This is a genomic window from Cyanobacterium sp. uoEpiScrs1 (assembly GCF_947331815.1).
Lineage (GTDB): Bacteria > Cyanobacteriota > Cyanobacteriia > Cyanobacteriales > Microcystaceae > Rippkaea.
In genome coordinates this window covers 1,333,855-1,360,803 of record NZ_OX373462.1, presented here as the reverse complement: position 1 = coordinate 1,360,803, position 26,949 = coordinate 1,333,855, and the positions used below count along the sequence as shown (strand labels likewise).

General features: G+C 35.1%; 22 protein-coding genes and 1 tRNA gene. 9 read left to right on the top strand and 14 right to left on the bottom strand.

All coding sequences use genetic code 11. The annotated features are described in order from the left end of the window. Nucleotides 1-105: 105 nt before the first annotated feature. Nucleotides 106-543, top strand: coding sequence for a hypothetical protein (locus OXU93_RS04805; RefSeq protein WP_267382840.1), 438 nt, complete (start codon nucleotides 106-108; stop codon nucleotides 541-543). Nucleotides 544-618: 75 nt separating this feature from the next. On the opposite strand, the gene OXU93_RS04800 is transcribed toward OXU93_RS04805, so the two are convergent. Together OXU93_RS04800 and OXU93_RS04795 are read right to left on the bottom strand one after the other, a co-directional pair. Further along, a complete protein-coding gene (locus OXU93_RS04800) occupies nucleotides 619-1,272 on the bottom strand; it encodes an ExbD/TolR family protein (protein ID WP_267382838.1) in 654 nt (217 codons plus the stop codon). A 26-nt stretch (nucleotides 1,273-1,298) separates the two neighbouring features. Continuing rightward, entirely contained in the window at nucleotides 1,299-1,943 is a 645-nt protein-coding gene (locus OXU93_RS04795) for a MotA/TolQ/ExbB proton channel family protein (RefSeq protein WP_267384798.1), read from the bottom strand. A 272-nt stretch (nucleotides 1,944-2,215) separates the two neighbouring features. Between OXU93_RS04795 and OXU93_RS04790 the strand changes: the two genes are divergently transcribed. Next, on the top strand, nucleotides 2,216-3,499 hold the full coding sequence (locus OXU93_RS04790; protein ID WP_267382835.1) for a serpin family protein: 1,284 nt from the start codon (nucleotides 2,216-2,218) through the stop codon (nucleotides 3,497-3,499). Nucleotides 3,500-3,662: 163 nt separating this feature from the next. Here OXU93_RS04790 and OXU93_RS04785 read toward each other — a convergent pair. The 4 genes from OXU93_RS04785 to OXU93_RS04770 form a co-directional block, all read right to left on the bottom strand. Continuing rightward, nucleotides 3,663-3,735 (bottom strand) — tRNA-Glu (locus OXU93_RS04785). 163 nt (nucleotides 3,736-3,898) lie between these two features. After that, the gene (locus OXU93_RS04780) at nucleotides 3,899-4,444 is read right to left on the bottom strand and encodes an NYN domain-containing protein (RefSeq protein ID WP_267382833.1); all 546 of its coding nucleotides are present in this window, start codon (nucleotides 4,442-4,444) and stop codon (nucleotides 3,899-3,901) included. 77 nt (nucleotides 4,445-4,521) lie between these two features. Then, nucleotides 4,522-5,193, bottom strand: a complete 672-nt coding sequence (locus OXU93_RS04775; protein WP_267382831.1) for an energy-coupling factor ABC transporter ATP-binding protein — start codon at nucleotides 5,191-5,193, stop codon at nucleotides 4,522-4,524. A gap of 843 nt (nucleotides 5,194-6,036) precedes the next feature. Next, nucleotides 6,037-7,266 carry a bifunctional sterol desaturase/short chain dehydrogenase gene (locus OXU93_RS04770; protein ID WP_267382829.1) on the bottom strand — a complete coding sequence of 410 codons (1,230 nt, stop codon included), beginning with the start codon at nucleotides 7,264-7,266 and terminating at the stop codon, nucleotides 6,037-6,039. Between the two features lie 269 nt (nucleotides 7,267-7,535). Here OXU93_RS04770 and OXU93_RS04765 point away from each other — a divergent pair, with 269 nt between their 5' ends. After that, on the top strand, nucleotides 7,536-8,969 hold the full coding sequence (locus OXU93_RS04765; protein WP_267382827.1) for a glycosyltransferase: 1,434 nt from the start codon (nucleotides 7,536-7,538) through the stop codon (nucleotides 8,967-8,969). Between the two features lie 551 nt (nucleotides 8,970-9,520). Here the strand turns inward: OXU93_RS04765 and OXU93_RS04760 are convergent. From OXU93_RS04760 to scpB, 3 genes are all read right to left on the bottom strand, one after another. Continuing rightward, nucleotides 9,521-10,318, bottom strand: coding sequence for an aminotransferase class IV (locus tag OXU93_RS04760; protein ID WP_267382825.1), 798 nt, complete (start codon nucleotides 10,316-10,318; stop codon nucleotides 9,521-9,523). Between the two features lie 70 nt (nucleotides 10,319-10,388). Further along, nucleotides 10,389-10,703 carry a c-type cytochrome gene (locus OXU93_RS04755; protein WP_267382823.1) on the bottom strand — a complete coding sequence of 105 codons (315 nt, stop codon included), beginning with the start codon at nucleotides 10,701-10,703 and terminating at the stop codon, nucleotides 10,389-10,391. 167 nt (nucleotides 10,704-10,870) lie between these two features. Next, nucleotides 10,871-11,344: an SMC-Scp complex subunit ScpB gene (scpB, locus tag OXU93_RS04750; protein WP_267382819.1), complete on the bottom strand. Its 474-nt coding sequence runs from the start codon at nucleotides 11,342-11,344 to the stop codon at nucleotides 10,871-10,873. A 561-nt stretch (nucleotides 11,345-11,905) separates the two neighbouring features. On the opposite strand from scpB, the gene OXU93_RS04745 reads away from it, so the two are divergent. From OXU93_RS04745 to OXU93_RS04725, 5 genes are all read left to right on the top strand, one after another. Next, a complete protein-coding gene (locus OXU93_RS04745) occupies nucleotides 11,906-12,979 on the top strand; it encodes an aromatic ring-hydroxylating oxygenase subunit alpha (RefSeq protein ID WP_267382818.1) in 1,074 nt (357 codons plus the stop codon). Nucleotides 12,980-13,021: 42 nt separating this feature from the next. After that, entirely contained in the window at nucleotides 13,022-13,684 is a 663-nt protein-coding gene (gene purN / locus OXU93_RS04740; protein ID WP_267382817.1) for a phosphoribosylglycinamide formyltransferase, read from the top strand. Beyond that, nucleotides 13,681-14,595 carry an alpha/beta hydrolase gene (locus tag OXU93_RS04735; protein WP_267382816.1) on the top strand — a complete coding sequence of 305 codons (915 nt, stop codon included), beginning with the start codon at nucleotides 13,681-13,683 and terminating at the stop codon, nucleotides 14,593-14,595. The genes purN and OXU93_RS04735 overlap by 4 nt, the downstream gene beginning before the upstream one ends. 724 nt (nucleotides 14,596-15,319) lie before the next feature. Continuing rightward, nucleotides 15,320-18,049, top strand: a complete 2,730-nt coding sequence (locus tag OXU93_RS04730; protein WP_267384796.1) for a valine--tRNA ligase — start codon at nucleotides 15,320-15,322, stop codon at nucleotides 18,047-18,049. Between the two features lie 53 nt (nucleotides 18,050-18,102). Then, nucleotides 18,103-18,429: a DUF3082 domain-containing protein gene (locus OXU93_RS04725; RefSeq protein WP_267382814.1), complete on the top strand. Its 327-nt coding sequence runs from the start codon at nucleotides 18,103-18,105 to the stop codon at nucleotides 18,427-18,429. Nucleotides 18,430-18,465: 36 nt separating this feature from the next. Here the strand turns inward: OXU93_RS04725 and OXU93_RS04720 are convergent, their stop codons facing one another. The 3 genes from OXU93_RS04720 to OXU93_RS04710 all read right to left on the bottom strand — a co-directional run bounded on the left by OXU93_RS04720 (nucleotide 18,466) and on the right by OXU93_RS04710 (nucleotide 23,587). Continuing rightward, nucleotides 18,466-19,827 (bottom strand): cytochrome c biogenesis protein, encoded by a 1,362-nt coding sequence (locus OXU93_RS04720; protein ID WP_267382813.1) that lies wholly within the window; start codon nucleotides 19,825-19,827, stop codon nucleotides 18,466-18,468. Nucleotides 19,828-19,956: 129 nt separating this feature from the next. Beyond that, complete coding sequence (locus OXU93_RS04715; protein WP_267382812.1) at nucleotides 19,957-20,697, bottom strand: cytochrome c biogenesis protein CcdA; 741 nt, start codon at nucleotides 20,695-20,697, stop codon at nucleotides 19,957-19,959. Between the two features lie 661 nt (nucleotides 20,698-21,358). Then, nucleotides 21,359-23,587 carry a Na-K-Cl cotransporter gene (locus OXU93_RS04710; RefSeq protein WP_267384794.1) on the bottom strand — a complete coding sequence of 743 codons (2,229 nt, stop codon included), beginning with the start codon at nucleotides 23,585-23,587 and terminating at the stop codon, nucleotides 21,359-21,361. Between the two features lie 200 nt (nucleotides 23,588-23,787). On the opposite strand from OXU93_RS04710, the gene OXU93_RS04705 reads away from it, so the two are divergent. After that, entirely contained in the window at nucleotides 23,788-24,684 is an 897-nt protein-coding gene (locus OXU93_RS04705; RefSeq protein ID WP_267382811.1) for a CoB--CoM heterodisulfide reductase iron-sulfur subunit B family protein, read from the top strand. Nucleotides 24,685-25,000: 316 nt separating this feature from the next. On the opposite strand, the gene queF is transcribed toward OXU93_RS04705, so the two are convergent. Both queF and OXU93_RS04695 read right to left on the bottom strand, forming a co-directional pair. Beyond that, nucleotides 25,001-25,426 carry a preQ(1) synthase gene (gene queF, locus OXU93_RS04700; RefSeq protein ID WP_267384792.1) on the bottom strand — a complete coding sequence of 142 codons (426 nt, stop codon included), beginning with the start codon at nucleotides 25,424-25,426 and terminating at the stop codon, nucleotides 25,001-25,003. Between the two features lie 47 nt (nucleotides 25,427-25,473). Then, nucleotides 25,474-26,778: a GAF domain-containing sensor histidine kinase gene (locus OXU93_RS04695; protein WP_267382809.1), complete on the bottom strand. Its 1,305-nt coding sequence runs from the start codon at nucleotides 26,776-26,778 to the stop codon at nucleotides 25,474-25,476. Nucleotides 26,779-26,949 lie beyond the last annotated feature (171 nt).

Below are 26,949 nucleotides of genomic sequence, written 5' to 3'. Positions count from 1 at the left end.
AATTAAACGAAGAATAGTTAATGAATCGTTAAATTAATCGGGAGTATGTAAAGATTTTTCTTAGTAACTTCTAGGATTAAGACATGTAAATTTAAGTAATTAGTTATGGGAACTATTATGGATGGACTACAGCAACAAATTAATGAACTTAATGACAAATTCAATCGACTTCATCAAATGCTGGAACAGGTTAGTCAACAGATCCCCACCTTAGCAAAACCGTCAAAAATTTCTGCCAATACCAATCAAAAGTCTTTCGATTGTGTTTCTCCTCTTATCCCAAATCGTAATACTGAACCTTTGACCACGGATAAACTCTTGAAGTTAGGGGTAAAACACAAAGATATTCTTTCGGATGACCGTGAAAATCAGAGTGCAATCTCCCCTGAGGGGGAGATCATTCTATCAAGGGATCTTCAAGTCCGCCGACTAACAGCTCAACTAACGGCGGCATATAATCGAATCGCTGCGTTAGAAGAACAACTACTTGCCTATCGTCGTTCTGGGTTATCTTTCATAAAAGTTGCCCACTCACAGGATTAGTTCTGTTCTATAGTTTCCTACTTAAATAGGATATTTGATAGACGCTATTTCCATGAGTTAATTTGCAAGTTAAGTTTAAGGAGATTTAGGAACCTCTGATGCGGAGGGTTTAATAGGAATATCAGGATAATCCCGCAATCTTTGATCTAGATTAGTCGGAACTTTGGATGGCGAGGAACTAGGAAGATTCCCTGGTAATTGATTTATTGATGGGAAAGGAGTCAGATTTGGAGCATTATTAGAAGAGTCTGATTCCCCGGGTAAAGTTGCTAGTGCGACGCGATCACCCCCCACTTGCTTAAGCATATCAAGGACTTGGATAACTTCATTGTAACTAGCATTTCCCGAAGCGTGGAGAACCATCAAACCATTAGGGTTAAACTGGTGATAGTTTTTAATTGCATCAAAAAGTTGGTTGCGTGTCACTAGTTGTTTTTCCAAGTACGTCTGACCGAAGTCATCAAGACTAACCACTAACATTTCTCTCATTTGCGGTGTTCCGGTACTAGCTTTAGGTAAGTCTAGGCTTATGGCCTGCTGACGAGACAATCCCACAGCTCCCAAGATGAAAAAGGTCAAAATGCAAAAGATTACATCTATCATCGGCAAAATTTCAATACGAACCTCTTGGTGGAGGGAAGTGTCTTGCCACAATTTTAGAGGACGCGAGTGGACATGATGAGATTTGTTCTTCTGACTTTTTAGTTTTTGTTCAGTGGCCTGTGTCATAAGTACTTTTACTAAGATCAAAGAAGTTAGTGTTCAGCTGTCTTGGAAGGCTCTAAGTCAGGACTGATAGGAGAGTGATTATCGCCTATTTTTAACCAGTGTTGACGATAAATCACTTCCAGTTCACTGCCTGTTTTACGGAAGACTCTTACTTGATTAAACCATAGGGACTGGAAAATTCGATAGAAAACCAAACTAACAATGGCTACAATTAAACCCACTGCTGTTGAAATTAAGGCTTCTCCAATACCTAAAGTAACTCCGGCCGTTGAAGCTGTTCCAAGGTCACTAATTTGAATTGAACTTAAAGAACCGATGAGTCCTAATACTGTTCCTAACAACCCTAAAAGAGGAGACAGCGCAATAACGGCTTCTAATATCTTATCCCCTCGACGCATAAGAGCCAATTCATCGTCGGCGGCTGATTCTAAAGCTAAGTGGAAAACCTCAGGATCAGGATTAGTCAATCTTAAGGGACTATAAAGATAGTTGCCTATAGGGTGATTACGGTATTCTCTGGCAATTTTGGGAACTAAGTCCCAGTTTCTATCGGCTGTATCCATGATTCGATTAAGTATTTGCCCTTCTTTGAGAAGAAATCTCAACCAGAACCAGGAACGCTCAATAATAGTACTTAATACAAGTACTGACAAGAAGAAGAGCGGGCCCATAGCCACCCCACCTTTTTCAATGATTTCTGCAATGTTCACGATTTTTAGCTTACCTCCGTTCCTTGTCCCAAACTAGGTGCAACTTTAACGGTTAGAATTATTTGTTTACAATTCTAAGGGTTTATGTTTAGCAATCAAGTATATCCTCGAAAGAAGGGGGCTGTGTCTAAAAATCTCATTACAAAGCATAGAGTTACCCTAAAAGCACAAACCAAAAAGCTTCGGGGTGGGTTTCCTTAAACATTGCTGGGTGATAAATAGGAGTGATAGTAATGATGAATCGAAAGACTTTAATCGCAACTTTTGGATTTCTAAGTTTATTCGTCTTGAGTTGGTTTATTCCTTCATCTAAAATTCAGGTCCTCAGTATATTAGCAGACGCTCAAGCACTGCAAGAAGTTTCCCCAAAGATATTTTTTCCAAAAAAGTCTCTGAGTAAGGAGAAACTGGTAAATGCTCAAATGAAATTTGGGTTTAAACTCTTTTCTACCCTAGCTAAACAAAATTCTGAACAAAATATTGCGGTTTCTCCTGTTAGTATAGCTCTAGCTCTATCTATGCTTTACAATGGTGCAAGCGGAGCTACTCAGCAAGAAATGTCTAGTGTCCTAGGGATTAAAGGAGTTAATCTTAATGCTTTTAATCATGCAAATAAAACCCTAGAAAAATCCTTAGAGACGAATGATTATCGTGGTCAATTGGCAATTGCTAATTCACTTTGGACTAGACAAGGATTTTCCTTTCGTTATCAATTCCTTAAAACTAATCAAGAATACTATCAGGCTCAAATTACTAATTTGGATTTTAAAAGTTCTGAGTCGGCGGGAATTATTAATCGTTGGGTAAAGGATAAAACTCAGGGTAAAATCCCCCAGATTGTTGAACAAATTAGTACTGAAGATGTACTGTTTTTAGTCAACGCAATTTATTTTAAAGGAGTTTGGCAGGTAGAATTTGAACCTCATTTAACTGAACAACAGCCATTTTACTTAAGTAACAATCAAGTTATTCAATTTCCATTGATGTCTCGTGAAGGCAAGTACCGCTATTTAGAAACATCAGAATTTCAAGCGATAAGTTTACCTTACACAGGGGAACGTTTTAGTTTAGAGATTTTTCTCCCTCAACCAGATAAGGAGATAAAAGACTTAGTTTCACAGTTAACAGTAGGTCAGTGGAAAAAATGGATGGGACAATTCCGCGAACAACAAGGAAACTTAAAACTACCTCGCTTTAGTTTATCCTATGAAGTTGACATGGAAAAAGCTCTAAGATCTTTAGGAATATCCTCAATGTTTGAACAATCATCAGCTAACTTTTCTCAGTTAACATCTCGTAAAGTTTATGTAAATCGTATGAGACATAAAACTTTAGTGGAGATTAATGAGAGAGGAACACAATCAGCTGCCTCTAGTTCTATTCGTGCAAGGGTGACTTCTGTATTCCCTCTAGAAGATCAATTTACTATGATCGTTAATCGACCCTTTTTATGTACGATTCGTGATCACAAAACAGATGCGATCCTATTCATAGGAATTGTAAAAAAACCCAACTAAAACTTGCCCCACAAAGACAAAGAAGTTTCAAACTTCTAAAACATACCGCGCTAGACAAAGCTTTTAGAAGAACTCAAATTTTAAAGGTATCCTATTATTGGGCAACAAGTAAGGAGCAAAACCGAAGTCTTACTCCTTATCTCTTTATCTCTTCTCTGAAAAGTACCCCCAAGGGAATTTGAATCCCTGTCGCCTCCGTGAAAGGGAGGTGTCCTAGGCCACTAGACGATGGGGGCTTGTTTTTGACACGTCTATTAATCTAGCAATGATTTTTGCTGATGTCAATACTCTTAACTGGTCAATTTTCTAACAATTTCTAATTTTAGACTCATTGAATACGTATGTTCTCAAAAAATCTGCTAATAAATTCCCGAAATCTAATTGATGAAGTCATCATTGTTAATTTTTTTCTTGTTGCCATTGAGTAAGACGCGCCTGAGATTTGGCATCAAGACAGTTAAACAAAAAACGACCTTGACTACGTTTACTAGGCTGTTGTTTCTGTCTAACTCGATAAGTGGATATATCAATCTCATTAGCTAGGTGTTGGGCTGACATCCATTCTGCGCCATAGCCTACTACTGTCAAACGTTGATCTCGATCCGATGTAGCGACAATTAATCGAGGTGGAGTGGGGCTAGTTCTATGAAAAAAAGATGCACATACCTTTTCAATGTACGTATCGGCTGTTTGTGCCCAAGCAGTAAAGTGTATGGATAAATTGGGAGAATGTTTTTCTAAAGAACTAGGCGTTTTGCGATGTTGGGAATCAAAAACAACTCTGGCTTGATAACCACTATGGGCTATGTAATTGATCAGCGCCTCCACTAATTCTCGTCTTGCCGATTCTAAACCATGGCGATCACGAGTTCTTTTTAAAGAGGTCCAAGTCCCGATAATATTATAACCATCGATTAATAATAAAGGATTGCCAGGAGTAATCATATTTCTTAAAAGTGGCCATATATGCTTAAGACATTTCTAAGGCAAATGTCCTCCGATCCTAACAAAGAATTTTTATTTTAAGAAGAAGTTTCTGAAACTAATTTGGTTTTTAGACGGTTAGGATCTCCTCGGTCTATTACTTTTCCATTTTCTAATAAGAAAGCACCATCGCAATAATTTAACTCTTCTAATCGATGTGTTACCCACAAAGCAGTAATACCCCGACTTTTCACTAGCTGTTGTACCTTAATCACTAATTCTAATTGGGTATCAACGTCGAGAAGAGCAGTAGGTTCATCAAGGAGAAGAACTCGGCAACGGCGGGCGATAGCCCCAGCAATAGCTATACGTTGTTTTTGACCTCCACTAAGAGCATATATAGGCCGTCGCTCTAATTCTAGAAGATTAACGGCTGACAAAGCTTGTCGGACACGCTTACGGACTTCAATGGGGGATAAACGTTCAGGAACTAACCCAAAGGCAATATCAGCTCCAACAGTGGGCATAACTAACTGAAGATCGGGATTCTGGAAAACAAATCCAACAGGAGGATTCATGCTGATAGTTCCTGCTTGAGGAGTTAATAATTGTGTCATTAATCGTAAGAGAGTTGATTTTCCGCTACCATTAGTGCCCAATAACATCCAAAACTCTCCTTCGGGAACTTCTAAAGAACATGATCGCAGCACAAGAGAGTTTTTATCCCAACCAAAGCTTAAGTCTTTAACTTGGATCGCAAAATTAGTCATTAATAATTCAGTCCTACCTTTAAAATTTAACGCTCATATTAAAAGACTTTTTTTAGTTAAAACTAATTTTCTTATTCTAATAATTTTAGTCCTATAGAATCCAGGATAACCAAAATCTATTAAGCCCTGATATATTCTAATTTTATAATTATTTGAGTAGTAAGTAAACTTTCTGAGGGATAAATAATTTCAAATAATACTTTTAAGTGATCTAAGTTAATTATTTAATATACTAAGTTTAGTAAAGCTATCTATTTGCTAATAATTAAGAATAGAACAGAAGATTATCCGGTAACGATAAAATAGCTAAAATCATCTAGCAAATCAATAATCTTGATTATTGAGTATAAAATTACTGAATAAAATGTAATGTATATTAATATAGTGTAAATTAAAGAAAATAAAACAATCTATTATTATTTCAATAATAATAATAGATTGTTTAGATATATCAAAGTTGATTTACTTATCTAAAAATTAATTTCTTAGACAATACAGTCTATATTTTTAATAAAAAAAGTACACTTTTTAAAAATAAATAAACATACCATTCAAGAATAGTAACAAAGGCAATTTAAAATTAAATAAAGTGACTACCAGATATATTAAACTTTTTTGAAAAGTAAAAATAATTATCGATTCTAGGTAATTTATTGAACTCAATAAAATTAAAACAATTAATTGTATTTTGTGTAAGGACATTAAAAACCAAGAAAAAACATATAAACAGATATGAGAATTTAATTATTTTAGAAAAAGAGTATTAAAAAAGAAATATTGTTATGTATGAGTAAAAAAATAATTGTTTTGTCTTATTTAATTCCCATTTGTCTTGATATATTTTTAGATTTTATTTGCTTTTCTACTGAAGAGTTTAAAATATAAACAAACAATTAATTCTTTAACAGGAAATACAATAAATGTGATAGGATTAACAGTAATAATTATATTACGATTATCTGCTTTTGCTGCTTTTATAATCTGTTTGGCAACCCAATTTCCAGACATTACACCAATGGGATTAAGATGACTTTTAAATGGTCCCAGAATTAATTTTCTAACTACGCAGGGAGCATCCAGACGACGCAAAGTAACTAGATCACCTAAAGCCCGTTTACTTAACTCATAAAGAGGACTAACTGCGGGACTAACTTCTGCTTCAGATGTGTTTACCCAAATCTCCTTACAAACCCTATCTTTATTTGTTCTAATGGTAGTGATAAATAACTCCATCAACCGCAAACTAGAAAATGTGTTTACTTCGTAAGAGCTATTGATAGCTTCTATAGTTCTTTTATGATGGACATTAATACCATGATTAAGAATCAAAATATCGACTGACTTTAACTCATCTATTAGTTCTAATTCTTGACCAATTTGCCAAGTTAGTGTTTTTACAGGTACTCTTTTACCTCTAATTTCTATCTCAATAGATTGAGATTTAGAGGTGAGAGCAATCGGTATTGCCCCATTACTGTAGAGCTGCTTTAAAAGTGAGATTCCTAAAGTTCCTGATGCACCGGTAACTGCAATAGTTTTCCCTTTCAGGGAAAATGCAGTTCCCATAAGTTTATCGACTAAGGTAAATGTTCCGCAATAATAAGCCTTTTGATTATCAAAATGATGTCGCCAATGGTATGGACGGTTAACAAACCAATTCCCGGGAATGTTAACAAATTCTCCTTGACGATGGGTAATATCCGTTAATTGATCTGCGTAGGGAACTCCGATACCACGTGCTATTGCTCCAATCAAAAAGGTTAACGTGTATACTGAACCTCCCCAGGTCATCCAACTGAAATGAACACCTCCCCAAAAAAATATTACCCCAGGAATCAGGCTAAAAATAAACATTACTAATGCTTCTGGAAGATCATTATACCAATTAGCCTTACGATAAATATCGTCGCTAACATAGGATAGGTCAGGACGAAATACACGGTGGTGCCAAGCATGAAGACGATATAAAGGGATCCAATGATGGGACAACGCATGGTAACAATCTCGAACAATTTCTACCCAGAGAATTGAACCTAATAGTAGAAAAGTAATCGTAACAATATCACTTAGCATAAAATATATAGACTTATTTGTTAGGATAAGTAAGTAATAATAAATAGTTCACTTTTATTCTAACAGTTGCTAAAGCGCGAGTATAGCCTCTCCATTATAGCTTTTTATCTTTAATATTTAATCAAAATGAACTTTAAAAAACACCAAAAACAAAATTTACATTCTCCGTTAAAATAAAATCTTGAAGTGTAAAGCAGACAACAAACGAATAAAGAGAATAACGGGAGTTGTTAGCATCAAAGCAAACAAATTAATTGAAATACCGACTTATGCAAAATAATTATTGGTCAGACAAAGCTGATCAGGACTTGGATCCCCTGAGTTCATTATTATCGGAATGGTCTGACCCCCAAGACGAAGAAGAAGAATTTAAAAACGATTTTTTTCAAGGATTATCAGGACGACGCAAAAAAGCTGCCTTTGTTCTTATGGCTATTTGGGGGATCACCATTGTTCTTCATTTAGTAACTTGGGGTACTTGGGTAATTTTAGGAGTGACTGGGTTATTTTTTATCCAAGCGTTACGATTGATAATCGTGAAACCAGAGGATGTACCAAGTCCCTTATCTGATGAAGTCATTGCTAATGGTCATGTTCCTTCAGTTTCTTTGTTAGTAGCGGCGAAAAACGAGGAGGCAGTTATCGGACAATTGATAACGACTTTGTGTAATTTGGATTATCCTACTGATAAATATAATCTATGGGTAGTTGATGATTGCAGTACTGATAACACCCCCCAGATTTTAACGCAACTAGGTAAAAAGTATTCTCAACTCAATGTGATTCGTCGTCCGGCTAATGGAGAAGGAGGGAAATCAGGGGCGTTAAATCAAGCTTTATCCCAGACTCATGGAGATATTATTGCGGTTTTTGATGCAGATGCTAAGGTTTCTCAAGATTTATTACGCTGTGTGATTCCTTTATTTAAAGACAAAATGGTAGGAGCAGTTCAAGTTCGTAAAAATATTGCTAATGCGCCTCTGAATTTTTGGACAAAGGGACAAGAAGTAGAGATGGCGCTCGATGGTTATTTTCAACAGCAACGGGTTGCACTCGGGGGAATTGGAGAACTGCGCGGCAATGGACAATTTGTCAGACGTTTAGCTTTATCTCGTTGTGGGGGATGGAATGAGCAAACAATTACAGATGATCTTGATTTAACCATTCGGTTACATTTGGATAATTGGAAAATTGGCTTTTTATCCGCTCCTGCTGTAGAAGAAGAAGGGGTAACAACAATTACATCTCTTTGGCATCAACGAAATCGCTGGGGAGAGGGAGGATATCAACGATATTTAGATTATTGGCGGTTTATTCTTAATAAGCATATTGGCTGGACAAAAAAGGTTGATATGCTATCGTTTATTATTATGCAGTATTTGACCTTAATGGCTGTGTTTCCTGACTTTTTAATGGTAATTATATGTCGTCATTTACCTATTTTTAGTCCATTAAATATATTGGTTTTATCTTTATCTTCTTGGGGAGTATTTAATGGATTACGCCGCAGTGAAAAGACAGAAAATTTAAGGATTGTAGATGTGTTTCGGTTAACTTGGTTATCTTTGAAAGGAACCTTTTATATGATGCACTGGTTTATTATTATTCCTAGTGTGACGATTAGAATGTCAATTTTTCCTAAACGTCTTAAATGGGTTAAAACAATTCATGAGGGAACTTCTGAAAAGAGTTTCATTAATTAGATGAATTTATTTAGTAGTGTTTCGGAACAATTAGGAACACAAACTACTATTGTGTTCCTGTTCATGTAGGTATTATATTCAGTGCTAAAATTTGACTGAAAGTATAATTGTTAAAGTCAGAGATAAAAAGTATAAGTAATTTTTGCAAAAATTAACGTGTTATTCACTTACTATTATTCAAGTTTTTGGTTTCGGTATAAGACATTAATTATAATCGAGTGATTATAAATATTTTTGAATATATAATAATAATTTCAAGAGAGTATTGCGCTAGACTGAGCCTAACTGAAAGTTAAACTAATAGACTTACAAGAATAAGATGTGTCAAGGTTAAACTGTATCTATGTATGAATTGACTAAATAAAAAGCATAAATACTATATTTAAATATAGAAACCCCAAAATGGAAATAAATAGTAAGCCATAAAAAAGTTTCTATAGCTATCTACTTACTTGGTGCAAGTATTTATTCTATAAAATATAATTATTTCTTTAAGCTACTAATATTTCTAATATTTACTAACCTGAAATTGCTACTACTTTTTCTCTAATTCAGTCAGATATATAATAATCTTGTAATTGTTTAAGTTCCGAATGAGATGTATCAAAATTTAGGGTTTTTCTTTCCATTTTAATTGAGGCAAAAGGAATAATTTCAACTATACTGTTGCCATAGGCAATTATATCTAGACTCTCAATCAAATCTAAATTCCATTGGATTTGATTGAGAGAAATTTGTTTATGATTTAGCCAAGATAATAACTGCGATTGCCCGATTCCTGGGAGGATTACTTCTTCGATAGGAGGTGTGTACCATTGTCCTTGTTTATATCCCCAAAGATTTCCTGTGCTAGTTTCTAACCAATTCCCTTGGTTGTCAGCTAAGATAGCCTCTCTAAAACCTAATTCATGGGCTTTTTGTGAAGCTAAAAACGTCCCTAAATAGTTACCAGTTTTATAATTAGCTAAAGATCGTTTATATAAATTATCTTTAGCTAGCCATCCTTTGATTCCTTGTCGTTGAGATTGTTCTAAATCTTTAGGTAAAAAACGTCCAGCAATCCATTCTCTACCATCGGGAAAAATTGTTAATCTTAAGACAGGGTAATAGTCAATTAATACCTCAGCTTCTCGACGCAATTGTTGCCAGTTAGGTGATATCCAGCCAAAAGCTTTTAAACTACATTCTAGTCGATGACAATGAGTAGACCACTGAGTTAAACGATGATCGAGAGATTTTTGATAAACTCGTAAAGTTGTAAATACTGTCGCCCCATAAATTAAACCAGGTTCGGTTACACTAATAGAAATTGTCTCTGTTTCCATTAATTTCCCATCATACCAAAACATAATATTTTGACTTAAAGATACTCTAAACAACTAAGCAAATCTGCCATTTCCTGAGAACTTAGTTTAAATTTTAGCATAGACAGTGTTTTCCACTGGTTACTTGATGTATCAGCTTAATCTTAGACTTATGTTGATAGACATGATACAAACTAGGACCTAAGCTCTCATTTACTTCTAATCCATTACATCCTATACAGTTGACTTCAAAGATCTCTCGTCCCTTGTTCACATCTCCTTCAAGAGATAAGACGTTTTTAACGTAGAGATCAGATACTTGATACAAATACAAACTCATCACTGATATAAGAACAATGACGATTGTAGCTATTAAGGTCGCAATCAATTGTCTAATAAAATCTTTCAGTTGAGTAAACTGATTAGTCACATGTATTTGATAAAACGAACTAGTCTTGTCTTCATATTTTGCAATATTTTCAGTATGAGAAGTGAACTTCCTTAGTTTTTTTGATAATTAAGAGGTGTTTGATGGCTATTATTAATTTTGTTAAAAATTAGTATATATTTTTAGGAAGAAATGCTAGATGATGTTTACTAAAACATCGGTCGAGAAAGTTGGTCAATTTCAAAATACTGATAGAATTTGTCAGTAATTTCTAGCCAGTATGATCGCCCATTTTCATGGCGGCGCTTGCGAACAAATCCTAACTCAACTAACTCTTGAACATGTTGATAGGCACTACTACCTCTTAGTTCAATTAGATCGGTTTGTACAATTGGATTTTTGAGGGCAATTGCAGCTAAGGTTCGAAGGGTTCCCTTTTTCAGTTCTGCCGGAATCAAGTTGTCTATTAGACTGTTAAAGATTGACCTTAGCTGTAGGCTATATCCTTGGGACATTTCTAGTACTTCTAACGCACTGTCTCGATATGCATAATCTGACATTAATTCGATAATAGCTTCTTGCACCTCGTCCACCTTACAATCAGCACACTGGGCAATTTCCGTCAAAGACAAGGGTTTACCTTTTAAATAGAGAATGGCTTCGATTTTAGTTGCTAATCTCATAATCGTTCTAACAATTGAAATAGAAAGGTTACAATTAAAAATATATGAATCCCTTCTGGAGTAGTCCCTGATTCTACATTATCTCTGTCCCCAATAATTAGCAATGGGGGAAATTTAGATTTCTTTCTATTCCGGATCGACTGTGATAAGATTAAATCAAAATAGGCTTTTTTATAAAAAGTCTATTGTCTAGGTTTTACTTATATTAAATCTTATTAACTATAGCTTCATGGATAAAAAAATAGATAGAGTCATCACACTCAGTTCCATCAAACCTCCAGCCATAGACAATTAAGAGAAAAAGTACTTGAATATCTTGAATTAGCTCTAGTTATAAGTACTTTAAGAAAGACTTTATACTTTCATAAATCTACATAGATAGAGATATTTTTTGCTACTATTCACTTTATTTAATATCCATGCTTAGGCGATTAACTTCACTCCCGTTTATAACGATTACCTAAAAATAGAACACTCCACATTATCTTATTTAAGTGTTATGTTGAAAGCAAATGATTTAAAATAGCTTCAAAAATTGCTGCCTAAGAACTACATAGGGCGATGACTAAATCTTTAACCGACATAAACTCATCCATTGATATTCGTACCTGTGGAATCAATCTTGATCACTGGTATGTTGTGGCTCAAAGTTTAGAGGTGACTAGTGAACCGTTAGAAGTTGTGGTTTGGGAACAATCTATCGTACTTTATCGGGACGAGCAGAAAAAAATCCAAGCTATTGAGAATAGCTGTCCTCATCGTCAAGTAAAACTTAGTAGTGGTAAAATTATTGGAAATGACTTAGAGTGTGCCTACCATGGATGGCGTTTTAACAGTGAAGGAAAATGTATATTCATTCCCTATTTGAATGACAGAAACAAATTACCTAATTGTCAAATTACATCCTACTTGGCTTGGGAGTCTGATGGATTTATTTGGGTATTTTTAGGAGACCCAAAAGAATTACAAAGAACGTCTGGGCAACCGTTAAAAATTCCTGAATGGGGACATCTCAACTATATTGCAACTGTTTCAATCATTGAATGTCAAGGACATTTCTCATTTTTGATCGAGAATCTAATGGATATGTATCATGGACATTTACATGAAAACTATCAAGCGTGGAATTCAGCTAAGTTAGTTAAACTAACATCTAATGAGAAACGGGTAGACGCCCTATATGAAATTAAAAGTTATTATAAAATAGATAAAATATGGTCTATCTTTCAACTGTTTTTTCCTCGTTTACGGCAATTACATTCTGATCTTTTACAAGTTAATTATATTTATCCCCATTGGATGTCAACACTAGGAGATGATTTTAAGATCTATTGTTTGCTCTGTCCTATTAATAATAATCATACTCGCGCCTATTTAATTCATTTTACTTCTTTGAATGCTTTTGAGCGACTTCATAAACTACCTATCTGGTTCCGACGTTGGATTAAAAATAGTTTGTTTGGATCAGCACAAAAAATGTTAGATGGACTAGTCAAACAGGATATTTTTATGATTGAACAAGAACAGCAGGCATATTCAAATGACATACGACAACAAGCTTACGAAATAAATCCTACTATTAGTCAAGTTCAAAAAATAATTAAAAAACAGTTTCAATTATACGAAAATAACTAATATTTAACTGTATACTAAGTTTAGTTACTGTCTAGAATATCCATGAATTTTTATGCTTCTTCTCAGTCTATTCCAAATTTCATCTCTCCTCGAGTATCTTCTGAAGAACTTGAGTTAGAACATCCTCTAAAATTGGGGATTTTAGCTTCAGGAAGTGGTACAAATTTTGAAGCTATCGTTCAGGCAATACAGAAAGGTACACTGAATGCCGAGATTCCAGTATTGATTTACAATAATCCTGAAGCCAAAGTCAAAGAAAAAGCACAACGATTCAAGATTAGGACAGTATTACTTAATCATCGCGAATTTAAACGACGAGGCGACCTAGATCAGTCTATTCTTGAAACTTTGCAACAGCACCATGTAGAATGGGTCGTTATGGCTGGTTGGATGCGCATTGTTACTCATGTTTTATTAAATGCCTACCCTGACCATATAATTAATATTCACCCGAGCTTATTACCAAGTTTTAAGGGCATTCACGCCATCGAACAAGCATTAGCGGCAGGTGTTAAAATTACCGGATGTACAGCCCATATTGCTAGTTCAGAAGTTGATAGTGGGCTAATACTATCACAAGCTGCTGTTCCTATTCTACCCAATGATACTCCAGAGACACTGCAGGCTCGTATTCAGGCTCAGGAACATATCATTTTACCCCAAGCCATTGTCTTGGCTGCCAAGCAATATTATTGTTTAAAATGATGATTGACTCTCCAGATTGTATCCTATTTGTACAACATGGATGGACTAACACATATCAAGATATCCTAGAACTTGCAAAAGTCTTAAAAACAGTAAAGGATCAAATTGTTGCTCTAAATTTTGGATGTTTAAGAACATGGATTAAAAGTCAAGATATTCTTAAACTCATTAAACAAAAAGTAGCGGAGGTTTTAAATAGCTATCCTGATACACTTTGGCGTATTATTGGTTATTCATTAGGGGGGTTACTCTGGTTAGACTTTGTCGATCAACATCCAGAATTGTGGTCAAAAATCAACTCCATTGTTTTGATTGGCTGTCCGATTAATGGAGTTGACTCGTTTGGTATATTTAAATCTTCAGAGACTAAAACAGCTCAATATTTATTAAGAAGTCGCAAAATTATTACTGAAAAAATTGCTCAATCTATTCCAATTTTATCAATCGCGGGAGATATTGGGAATAAAAGTGATGGAGCCATAGGAGTTGAGACAACTCAAATCGTACTTGGTATGTTCACCTGTCTACCTAATCTCTCCCATCAGGAACTGAAAACCTCTCCTCAGGTTGTGAAAATTATTCAAAAATTTTGGAACCTTTTACCGATTAGAATAACTCCTAAAAAAGACTTGTCAATCGTTTTAATTGAACGTTTACAAGCAATTCCAGGAATAACAGACACCCAAAACCTTGACTTTAAGAGGTCACAAGTTTATTTATTATTTCAGGATGGAACAAGTATTCATATTTGGAAAAATTCTCTTAGTATTATTTATGTTTTTTTAGTAAATAAACATAGACAATGTTTATATTCGGGATGTGTAGGTTTAGTTAATGCACAGGAATTACAAAATAATCTTGAAGCAATTCACCAAGATTATTATGAATTAGTTATCCATGGACTTGGTTAAACTAAAACAATAAGATTAGTGAATAGATAATTTATATACTAAGTCTTATCAACTAGATATATAAGTCTTATATAAAATAAAAAGTGAGCTTGATTTATTTTACAATCCATATATAAAAATTATTTTTATATATGGATTTTTTGATAAATTTAGTAAATTTAGATCTCTTAAACTTTTTATACTCCTTTATTTAATTAAATAGAAGTCCTTCTAATATCCTTCTCATGTTAGAAATATTTTTGCCTAATTTTTTTTTAACAATTTTAGCCAGCTCTTTGAATGGTACACTACTTAATATTATTTATATAACTAACTTTTTTTAAGTACTTAAAAAAGGTTAAAGTTGTTTTTTATCCAGTTCTAATCAATTATTAAAATAAACTGATATTTCCACAATATATTTATCTATATCCAAAGATGTAGATAAATATATTGTGGAAACAATTTTCTTGAATCGCTAACTGCTATTTGTTTCTTGTTGTATTCACTTACTTTTATAAAAAATTTGAGTTTATTGGCAAAGTAAAAAAATAATTATGTAAATCTAATAGTAAATTAGAAGCCAGTATATCTTAATAAAAAAATCAAAGGTTATGCACAGAAAAAACGACTGTGACTTTCAAAAATATATATTTTTAGTAAAGAGTATTAAATTGAATTACTTATCCTAATTGTGGCACAATTTGATGAAGAGAATAATTATACCTATACCTTTCTATTATTCATGACCGTAAACCCATCTGCTTTACCCCCCCAATACGACCCTAAAACAACTGAATCTAAATGGCAGAATGCTTGGGAAACATACCAAGTCTTCAAGGCAGACCCCAATCATCCAGGAAAACCGTATACTATCGTTATTCCCCCACCTAATGTCACGGGAAGCCTCCATATGGGTCACGCCTTTGAAGACTGTTTAATGGACGTACTTATACGTTATTATCGGATGTGCGGTTATAATGTTCTCTGTCTCCCTGGAACTGACCACGCAAGTATAGCAGTTCATACCATTCTTGATAATAAATTAAAGCTAGAGGGTAAAGTCCGCCATGACATAGGTCGGGAGGAATTTCTCCGGCAGGCTTGGGAATGGAAACAAAAGTCAGGGGGAAAAATTGTCAACCAGTTGAAACGGATGGGACTTTCTGCGGACTGGTCACGGGAACGATTTACTCTTGATAAAAAACTCTCTCAAGCAGTCAGAAAAGCTTTTGTTAGCCTTTACGAAGCAGGGTTAATTTATCGAGGAAATTATTTAGTTAATTGGTGTCCTGCATCTCTTTCTGCTGTTTCAGACTTAGAAGTAGAAAACAAAGAAGTTGATGGTCATCTATGGTACTTTCGTTACCCTCTAACCGATGGTAGTGGTTTTGTGCAAGTTGCAACTACTCGACCTGAAACGATTTTTGGGGATACAGGGGTAGCAGTTAATCCTAAGGATAAACGTTATGAAAAGTTGATTGGAAAAACTTTAACTTTACCTCTTGTTGGTCGAAACATTCCTATCTTTGCCGATGAGTTAGTTAACTCTGAGTTTGGTACAGGGTGCGTTAAAGTGACTCCTGCACATGACCGCAATGACTTTGAGATGGGAAATTCTCATAATTTACCCTTTATTAATGTCATGAATAAAGACGGCACATTGAATGAAAATGCCGGAATATTTGAAGGACAAGACCGTTATGTTGCACGGAAAAATATTGTTAGGAAACTGGAACAAGAAGGATTTCTGAGCAAGGTAGAAGAGTATCGCCATACAGTGCCTTATAGCGATCGTGGTAAAGTTCCTGTCGAACCTTTATTGTCAACCCAATGGTTTATTAAAATCAATCCTCTTGCCCGAAAAGCATTAACTTTTCTAGATGAGAATAATTCTCCCCGTTTTATTCCTGAACATTGGACAAAAGTGTATCGAGATTGGTTGATTAAATTAAAAGACTGGTGTATTTCCCGTCAATTATGGTGGGGTCATCAAATTCCTGCTTGGTATGTAATTAGTGAAACTGACGACAAAATTACAGATGACACTCCGTTTATTGTGGCGAATAATGAGATAGAAGCTATCGAAAAGGCTCAGCAAAAATATGGAGGGGCGATTAAATTAGAACAAGATCCCGACGTTCTCGATACCTGGTTTTCTTCAGGTTTATGGCCTTTTTCAACATTAGGTTGGCCCGAAAATACCGAAGATTTGAAAGTCTATTATCCTACTAGCACTTTAGTTACAGGTTTTGATATCATCTTTTTTTGGGTTGCTCGTATGACTATGATGGCAGGTTATTTTACTGATCAAATACCTTTTAAAGATGTCTATATACACGGGTTAGTTAGAGATGAAAATGGAAAGAAGATGTCTAAATCCTTTAATAATGGGATTGACCCTTTGGTCTTAACTGAAAATTATGGAACTGATGCCCTCCGTTATACTTTAATTCGGGAAGTTGCAGGAGCGGGACAAGATATTAGCCTACAATACAATCGTAAAACCGACGAATCTGAGTCCGTCGAAGCTTCTCGAAACTTCGCCAATAAATTATGGAACGCAGCGCGATTTGTCATGATGAATTTAGAAGACAAAACTCCTCAGATTTTGGGACTTCCTAAAGTAGAACAATTAGAATTATGCGATCGCTGGATTTTATCTCGTTTTCATAGACTAGTTCAGCAAACTAGGAACTATATTGAAACTTATGGGTTAGGAGAAGCGGCTAAAGGGTTATATGAATTCATCTGGGGAGACTTTTGTGACTGGTATATCGAATTAGTTAAAACTCGCCTGTGGAAGGATGTTGACAGCGAACCGCGTTTAGTTGCTCAACAGACCTTAGCCTACATCCTTGATAATATTCTGAGGCTACTCCATCCCTTTATGCCTCATATTACTGAAGAAATTTGGCAGACTTTAGGTCAAACTAGCAACATCTTTTTAGCTTTACAAAGCTATCCTACTTATGACACCCAACTCATTAATACTGAATTAGAAGAGTCATTTGACCTTATTATCGGAACTATTCGCACTCTGCGAAATTTAAGAGCCGAAGCAGAAATAAAACCCGGTATGAAAGTTTCAGTGATCCTACAAAGTGAAGATGAAATTGAAAGAACAATTTTAAAGTCGGCTAAGATATATATTCAGGATTTAGGAAAAGTAGAACAATTGACTATTACACCCCAATTGGAGTTAGATATGGGACAGGTCATTGCCGGTGTTGTGGGAACGGTTCAGGTGTTGATTCCATTATCGGGTATTGTCGATATCGCAAGTCTTCAAGGTAAACTAGAAAAAAATTTAAGTAAAATCAAAGCTGAAGTAAAATCTCTTACTCTTCGTCTAAATAATCCAGGGTTTGTTAATAAGGCTCCTCAAAAAGTAGTTGAGGGAGCCAAGGATTCTTTGATTGAAGCCCAAAAACAAGTAGAAATTCTACAAGAACGTCTACATCGTCTGAAATAATCATATTATCAATTAAAGTTATCGTTTACCCTATATCCTATACTCTACTATTCATGGCAAATATCCCCACACCTAATCGTGACAAAGATAGCCCCACAACAAAAAAAGTAACACCATTACGTTGTCTAGTAGGTTCAACCATTTCAGGATTTCTGGCATTTGGCTGTTATTCTCTCACTTTCTCTATTATTAAAAGCTTTGCAGCTAAACCCCTCATATCTAATAATCCTTTGGTCTTGAGAATAGGTTCTTTGGTACGAACCTTAGTGATGGGAATCGCCTCTTTGGGCACTTTTGTTTTCAGTTTTGTGGCTTTTGGGTTAATTCTTTTAGCTATTCAACTATTTTGGCAAAAATTTTCTTCTATAGAAGAAGAATAATCAAGTCCCTGATTTTTATCTTCAAAACTCCGAGAATTAAGATTCAATTTTCTGACTTTTTAATTCGTCTAAAATTCCCACTAATTCCTTTTCAAAACTAACATGTGCTCGGTTAGTTTTACCGCCAATATAACAACGATTCTCCTGTTGTAAAACCCAGACTTGAGAGTGGGAAATATAACTCATAATTACCCCAAGCATTAATAACCCAAATCCAGTATAAACAAGAGGAATCCCCGGGTCAGCTTTAATTTGTAGTCCTGTGCTCGCAATTAATTCACAAACCTTAAGAGTAACCCCATTGATATTAACTGTCATCCCTGGGCGAATTGCACTATAAAGATTTCCATTCTTATCGTAGATAATCACAGTTCCCTGTAAGTCTTTAGTCAACAAGGAGATACCCTCACTCAAATCAGGTTTAGTCGGAATCCAAGTTCCCCATATTTTACCTTGTCCTTGGGTGTTTAAGGGGACTATGGGAATCTTAAAAATAGGACCTTTATCGACTTGAACTTTTACTCCAGCAATTCCCCAGCTTGCTTGATAAAAAGTGACTCCATCATATCGCAAGGGTTTATTGACAAAAATAGTTTTACGCTTTAATTCTTCTCCCTGATTATTTACGATTGAGAGATCAGAATAAAACTGTTTAATATCTCCATTAGGAGTATAGTCAATCCAAAACTTGTTAACCTTAACAGACCAATCAGTCGGAATTAATCGCTTTGAGAAGGGTCCGGCTTCTAAAATATTTTTAACCTCAAAAATAGAGCCACTGGCAATCATTTCTTGAGCAAAAAACCCTGCAAATATACCCCAAACTGCTCCCCCTAAAATAATTAACATAGCAGCATGAACAATAACCGGTCCTATTTTACCTACAATTCCTTTGCGGGCATATAAGGAGTTTTCATTTTGGAAAACTTTATAGCCTCGTTTTCTTAATAAATAAACGACATTGGTCAAAGACTTGTTGTCAATATCTCCACTTAAGACCAATTTCTGAAATTGACGAGGTTGTTGATAAAAATTCCAATTACGAGCAGCTTTAAAGGCAGAAAATTGACGAGTAAACGTACAAGCAACAAGACTAGTGCCCAAAAAAACTAATAAAGCTAAAAACCACCAAGTACTATAAACATGATTTAATCCTAAAATTAGGATAATATTCCACGTAAGAAAACCAAATAATGCAGGCTCTTGAGGATAATTTTCTTGATAAAAAGATAGACTTTCTCCCTGTTCAATTAGAGTTCCGCTAATACTAGATAGAGCGATAACTAATATCAGGACAATAGCTAGCCGTAAATCAGCTACTATCTTAATAGTTTGTTGCCATGTTTGCTTAAAGAATAAAAAAACATATGTTTTTTGATATAAATCAGAAACGGACATGGTTAAAATCTCTCTTAAAAATCAACATTTTTATTAGATAACTATTATTTAATCTTAGTTTTCTGGAATTATTATAAATTAAAATATAATCCAAACAGTTTACTTTCTTAATAATTAGTCTATTGTCAATTATCTGCTTGTGAATGGTAAGCGAGATAAAAGGGACAAGATTCCAAAACTAACTAACAAAATACCACTCACCGGATTAATCCAAACTGACCAACGACGTAATTCTAATAATCTTTTTAGAGATGCAGTAAAGATTCCTACTACAATTAGAGGAGTGACATAGCCTATTGTATAAAATAGCAATAATATTCCTCCCAATAATAAATCTTGAGTCGATGCAATCCAAGCTAATAGAGTCGCTAACACAGGAGTGCTACAAGGAGATGCAACTAGTCCGAAGGTTAGACCAATAGAATAAGAACGTATCCCCGCTGGTAAGTTATTAGTTATCAATTCACTTTTACCAAAAAAAGGTAGTTTTAAAGGAATCAATTCTAATAAATTTAGCCCCATTAAAACTGCAATTAAGCTTACAAAAATTGGTAATCCAGCTCCAATTTGTCCATATATTCTACCTAAATAAGCTGCTATAATTCCCAATCCTGTCAGTGTAGTAGCTAAACCTAAAGAAAACCAAGCTGATTGTATAATTGCATGTTTTCTTCCTTGTTTTTCATAACCACCAATATAGCCAATAGTAATAGGTAGCATTGATAGCATACAAGGAGTTAAACTGGTTAACAATCCAGAAATAAAAACAACTGTTAAACTAAGCCAATTAAGATGAGTTAGATGAAAAGAAACCAATTGATCGGCAAATTGTTCAAGATAATAGAGTTGATTTTGAAATATGTTGAGCATATTTTAGAAAGTGCGGAGCGGTTCATTCTGCATTGTAGCTTAAAGTATAGGGTAATCAGATATCTCAAACAGTTAGAATCTCAAGAGTTTCACAGAAACAGGTAACAAACTAATGTTTTGTGATGAGAATTAATATTTACTCTCTGCTTATGCTTTATATTAAAATTATTTAGACAGCAACTATATTTCTGTAATAAAATACATGATTTGTATTTGACGATAAAAATAAAACTAACAAAAAAATAAAGGGACCCTACTTAATATTAAAAAATATATTACATAAATGCGATGGTTGATTCTACTCTAGAATATTGAAGTTAAGTTTACTAGTAATATCTCCATTAAACAAGAAAATATTCTACTATTGGTTTGTATAAGCAACGACGTGATTCATAAACTATTGTAAGATAATAATTTCCTGGTATCTTAATTAAGTACCATACATATACTCTCTACCTAAACTTTATAGCTTAATATTTCTTTCATAGTTTTCTTGATAAAAATGATTAAATAAAAGTTGTCAAAGTAGTTTTTCCTCAACACAAACAAAGACATATGAAGTCATAATTAAATATAAAGAAATAATAGCAGTTTTACCTAAGGACTATAGGATAAACATTGCTATATTATTTGGGTATTCGAAGTATTTAAGTTATTTTACCTAGTTCTCTCCCAATACTTCCTCAAAATCAAATCCTGGAGCAGCCAGAACAAAGATTGATGTAGGTAAATTTTCTGTCCAATTTTGTAACTTTTCATAGGATTGCATAAACATCTCTCCAGGACTAGCCATTCCTAAAAAGATTAAATCAGCTCCCATAGAAGATTTTTTAAGAATTGTAGCGAATGTTCTACCATCAGCCAAAATTACTTCTGATAAAGCGCCTATCCTTAAGTGTTTAGCTAAATTATCTAAATTAGCCTGGGCTGCTTGAACTCCTGTTTCATCAGTAACCACTAACTTAAGGCAAATCTCCGCATCTTGCCAGTTCGGATTGGAACGCAATAAATAGGCTAGAATCAGCATTAGACTACCATTTCCTTGCATTCCCCCGCTCCACCAAATATCTATATAACAGGGACGGTGTCTTGATTCCACAAAAGGGTTTTGATCGAGCTTAGTATTTTCTCGCAAAATGACAACATTGCGTTGGGCACGATGGAGGTTAGCAATCATTTGACAATAGCGATCACGGTGGGATGATTGTTGAGAATCCCCCAATAATACTGTATCAGGGACAATAGATCCTAACCCGTAAGTCTCTACAAGTCTTTCTGCTCCATCGAAAGGATCAGGGGCGGTAACCAACCGAACTAACGCCTGTACACCTCGTCGTTGTAGATAATTGCGAATCCGCTTTTCCAGTATCGCCTGTTTAGCCATATCTCGTGAACCAATAGGAAGAACACTTGATACGGTGATTAAACCTCGATTATGGGTTAATGCTTCTGCTAACTGAATTAAAGTCCAGCGTTTGGTCGGAGCCCCTGACAGAACTAAGAGTTGAGGTCGCCAGTTTTTAGTATCGTCAGTGTGATCTGTTTGTAGAATTGCTGTTCTTAACAGAGCCATCCAAATTCCTCGGCGTACATCTCCCCAAGTTACTATTAATTCTCGTTGACGTACCCAAAAATAAATTCCAATTACCACGATCGCTGCCACAACGGTCGCAACAGCATCAATCAGAAACATAACGATTAAACAGCCGATTGCCCCAGCTAAGGAAAATGCCCAATGAACTTTAAACGAGGGGCGAAAAGAAGGACTTTGTAAAAATCCTTCAATAGCTGCTGACATGTTTAATACTAAATAAGTAGTCAGAAAGAACATCGTCAGGACAGGAGCAATTAAATTTAAATCTCCGATACAAACAGCTGTTATCGCTACGACTAAGGTCACTAAAGTCCCAATTTTAGGTTCGTCTTGAGGTCCACTTCCTTGCCCAAGGAAACTCATCCATTTTGGTAAAATTCCATCTCTAGCTAATGCCTGAAGGATACGAGGTGCGCCCAAAATGCTACCAATGGCACTACTAAGGGTTGCCCCCCATACCCCCAATAAGATTGAAGGACCCCAGACAGCCATCTGTTGCATGATCAACGGTTCTGCAATTAAAGTTATACTATCGGCTCGCATGGCCATAAAAACGGGTAAAGTCATATAGATAACAAATCCGGTCCCAACAGCCCATAAAGTTCCACTGGGCAAAGACTTAATTGGATCTCGTAAATCTCCCGACATATTGACTCCAGCCATAATTCCCGTTACCGCTGGAAAAAATACAGAAAAAACCGTCCAAAAAGGAGCTTTATTGTTAACCCATAATTCAATATGGGTTTCTTCTACTGGGTGTCCAAAATAGAATGATACTAAGGACAAGACAATGGCAGCCATAATAAAATATTGCGCTTTGATGGCAATACTGGCTGAAGTAAACGCCAATATTCCAACTAAACTCGTCACCATCAACGCTACATAAAGTTGATTCAGATGGGGAAAGGCGGCGTTTAAACTTTCAGCAAACCCAATCGTATATAAAGCAACAGAAAGAGCTTGAGCAAAATAGAGAGGAATTCCCACTGCACCTCCTGTTTCTGCGCCTAAAGAGCGACTTATCATATAATAAGCCCCACCAGCTCTTACTACCTTGTCTGTTGCTATCGCACACACTGATAGAGCGGTAAAAAAGGTGATGCAGTTAGCCAAGATGACAATTAATAGTGTTCCTAATAACCCTACATTTCCTACCACCCAACCAAAGCGGAGATACATGATTACGCCAAGAATGGTCAAAATAGAAGGGGTGTAAACTCCGCCAAAAGTACCTAACCCTCCTTGCGTCTCTTCGGGAAGGACAGTAGCAGATTCAGAAGGGCGATCAAAGGGCATTTTCCAATCGGGCATAATTTAGCGTTTATTTGGTTATGGTCATTATCCCAAATTTTTTCAAAATGAGTTAGCATGATCAGCTATTTTAGAAGTTCAGAAAATACAAAATATGTTGTACTATTTATATAACTTAAGAACCTTTCGTTAAATTTCTTTTCAGCTAACGAAAATTACCGAACCCATCAGCCGGTACGTAAAAAATGTTAAAGTACGCTTATTATCCGGGTTGTGTTTCTCAGGGTGCTTGTCGTGAACTTTATTTGTCTACTACGGCTCTAGCTGATGCGTTGGGAATAGGATTGATTGAGCTTAAAAAGGCTGCCTGTTGCGGTTCAGGTGTCTACAAAGAAAATTCCCAATTATTAGAAGATACGGTGAATGCACGTAATATTGCTTTAGCTGAAGCTCTAAATCTTCCTTTATTGACCCATTGTAGCACTTGTCAGGGAGTTATTGGTCATGTAGACGAGCGTCTAAAAAATGCACAGAAAAATGACCCCGATTATTTTGAACAAGTTTCTATCTTTTTGGAGAAAGAACATTGTTTTCCTTATAGAGGAACAACTGAAGTCAAACATTTATTGTGGGTATTAATAGCTGATTATGGTCTTGAAAAACTAAAAAAAAAAGTAACAAAAAAGTTAATAGATTTAAACTGCGCCGCATTCTATGGTTGCTATTTGCTGCGAACTCAGGATCATTTCCCCTATGATAATCGCTTTCAACCAGAAAGTTTAGAGAATGTTTTTCGTACCCTTGGAGCCACTCCTGTCTATTATGATGGGAGGACTCTTTGTTGTGGTTGGACTCTGGCAAGTTATGCGACAAAAGAGTCTTTTCAGATGGCAGGGGCTCATCTAAAAGAGGCTATTGAAGCGGGAGCAGATTGTTTAGTAACTCCCTGCCCTTTATGTCACTTGAATTTAGATTCTCGGCAACCGGAAGTCGAAAAAGTTATTGGATATAAATTGAACCTGCCAGTGCTACATTTATCTCAACTAGTTGCATTAGCTTTAGGAATTAATCCTACTAAGCTGGGATTAAATCGTCATGTCGTTTCAGTAAAGTCTGTTTTGAAAAAATTAGATTTTCAGTAGTAAATTATATTTACTAAATTGTTAGCTAATCAAGTCTCTACCAAAGTACTTAGAAATACATAAAATATGAGTAGTATTTCTATTAGTTACTCTGACTATTAAACAGAATTTTTCTTTTAATGTTAGCTAGTTAAAGTATTCTGAGGTTTTATTTGCGCTCTCTAATTTAGATTTGAATATATACCTATCTTTCATACAGGCCTATACCTCAATGGTATGCAGAATAATTGACAACTTCACTGAGTCATTGCTTAAGTTCTTGGTGTTTTAAGCACTATATTTTCTATAAAGCAAATAAGCTAATCATTTGACAGGTCTAACTCGTTTGTTTATGATAACAAACTTCAATAACAGTATGAACATTTCCCCTGGAATTAAAGTCTCCTTTTAATGTTGCTTCTAGAGGATCACAAGCTACTACGAAATCATCCAAAATTTGGTTAATAGATTCCTCGTGAGAAATATAACGATCACGATAACAATTAATATATAATTTTAATGCCTTTAATTCAACCACTTTCTTATTAGGAACATAGTCCAAATAAAGTTTTGCAAAATCAGGATAACCAGAGAAGGGACACTTGCAAGTAAACTCTGGCAAAGTAATGTTAATATTATATCTTCGACCTATACGTGGATTAGGAAAAGTGGTTAATTCCCCTTCTTTAATTAAACGTTCCCCGTATTTGATATCTGAAGAATCAGACTTCAAATGAGATTGAGAATTAGCAACTTGATTCATCATCAAAATACTCCTTTTAACTAACCTAACTCTTCAAGTATAGACTATCAATCGTTAACTAAGAGTAACCAAACTGTAAACTTTGAGCCTATTTTACTGGTTTCATCAATGGGACTAACAAACTCAATCAATCCTTGCATCTGAGTAACCAAGTCTTTGACAATCGCTAAACCTAATCCACTTCCTGTAATCTCTCCTTTTTCTTGAACCCCTCGATAGTGACGCTTAAAAATATGTTTTTGATCTTCAATGGGAATACCGCACCCTGTATCTTCAATTGCAACACCTTGATAACTCTTACCATTAGCCATCGAGGCTAAACCAACTTGTATAAACACCTTACCTCCTAACGGTGTATATTTAAAAGCGTTATCAATAATATTACTAAAAACCTCTCTAAGTGCTTGGGGATCGCCTAATACATAAGGCGAATCCTCAAGGATATCTATTTTTAACTCAATCGATTTTTCTTGGGCAATTGTTTTAGCAGAAATCAGTAATGGTTCTAATATTTCTATAATTTTAATAGGTGACAAATATAAATATTTTTCTGATGGCAAAGAGCGAGTTGGCTGAGTATCAAATGTGACAATATCGTTCTTGAGAAATCGCTTATTAACTTCAAATTCTTGGAGTAAATCTTGAAGATGATCTCCTTCTCTCATGATATTCTCTACAATAATTGTACTTTTTTCGTCTGAGTTCAACCGTTTAAGTAGTAGTTTGCCAAAAATCTGTAAGGCAGTTAATGGATTACGCAGCTGATGAAACAGATCATCGAGACTATTGTGTTCTTGTTTTTGCAATATTTGCTGTTGATTTAATTGTTCTTGATACCATTGTTTATGGCTATCTAATAAACGAGCTATCGCGAGAGTTTGAGCTATAGTCTCAATTTGTTCTAGTTCTAACTGTTGCCAAGGACAATTTTTACGTTGAGTTATTAACAACCCTACTACAATGTCTTTATAGATCAAAGGTAAGACTAGCTGGTAAGGGTTGCTCATGGTTATTTTATGCTCGTTAATAGTTTTATGATCACCTTCTAAGTTAGCCTTCAAAGATTTAGGCAGTTCAAGAGAGTTATCGATTGGTAAACTAATGGAAGCATCTAGAATTTTTTCAACTTTAGGTAAACCTAAACTAACATTCTCCCCTGTGCCAAACTCGCATTTTTGCGCAGCAAATAAGAGAGGAATCAAATTTGTCTGTGTTTCTTTTTCGCTTTCTTCGGTTAAATAAATTCCACTCCAATCAGCCTTAAGTCCTTGAGTTAACAATGTTGTCTGAGCTTGACATAAAGTAAGAAATTCTTGACTTGGTGTTGCAAAAGTGTGAGCAGCAGAGGACATAAGAGATTTAATCTATAAAGCTATAAAGTTTTGTTAAAAAATGACTTTTAATCATTTTGTAAGTTTTACTCAAGTTTGGCAAAATCTATTGATTATTGAAGCTCTGTGACTTCAACAAATTCACCAAAATACGGACAAAGGATCTTGATTTTCTATAGTAAACCAGATATA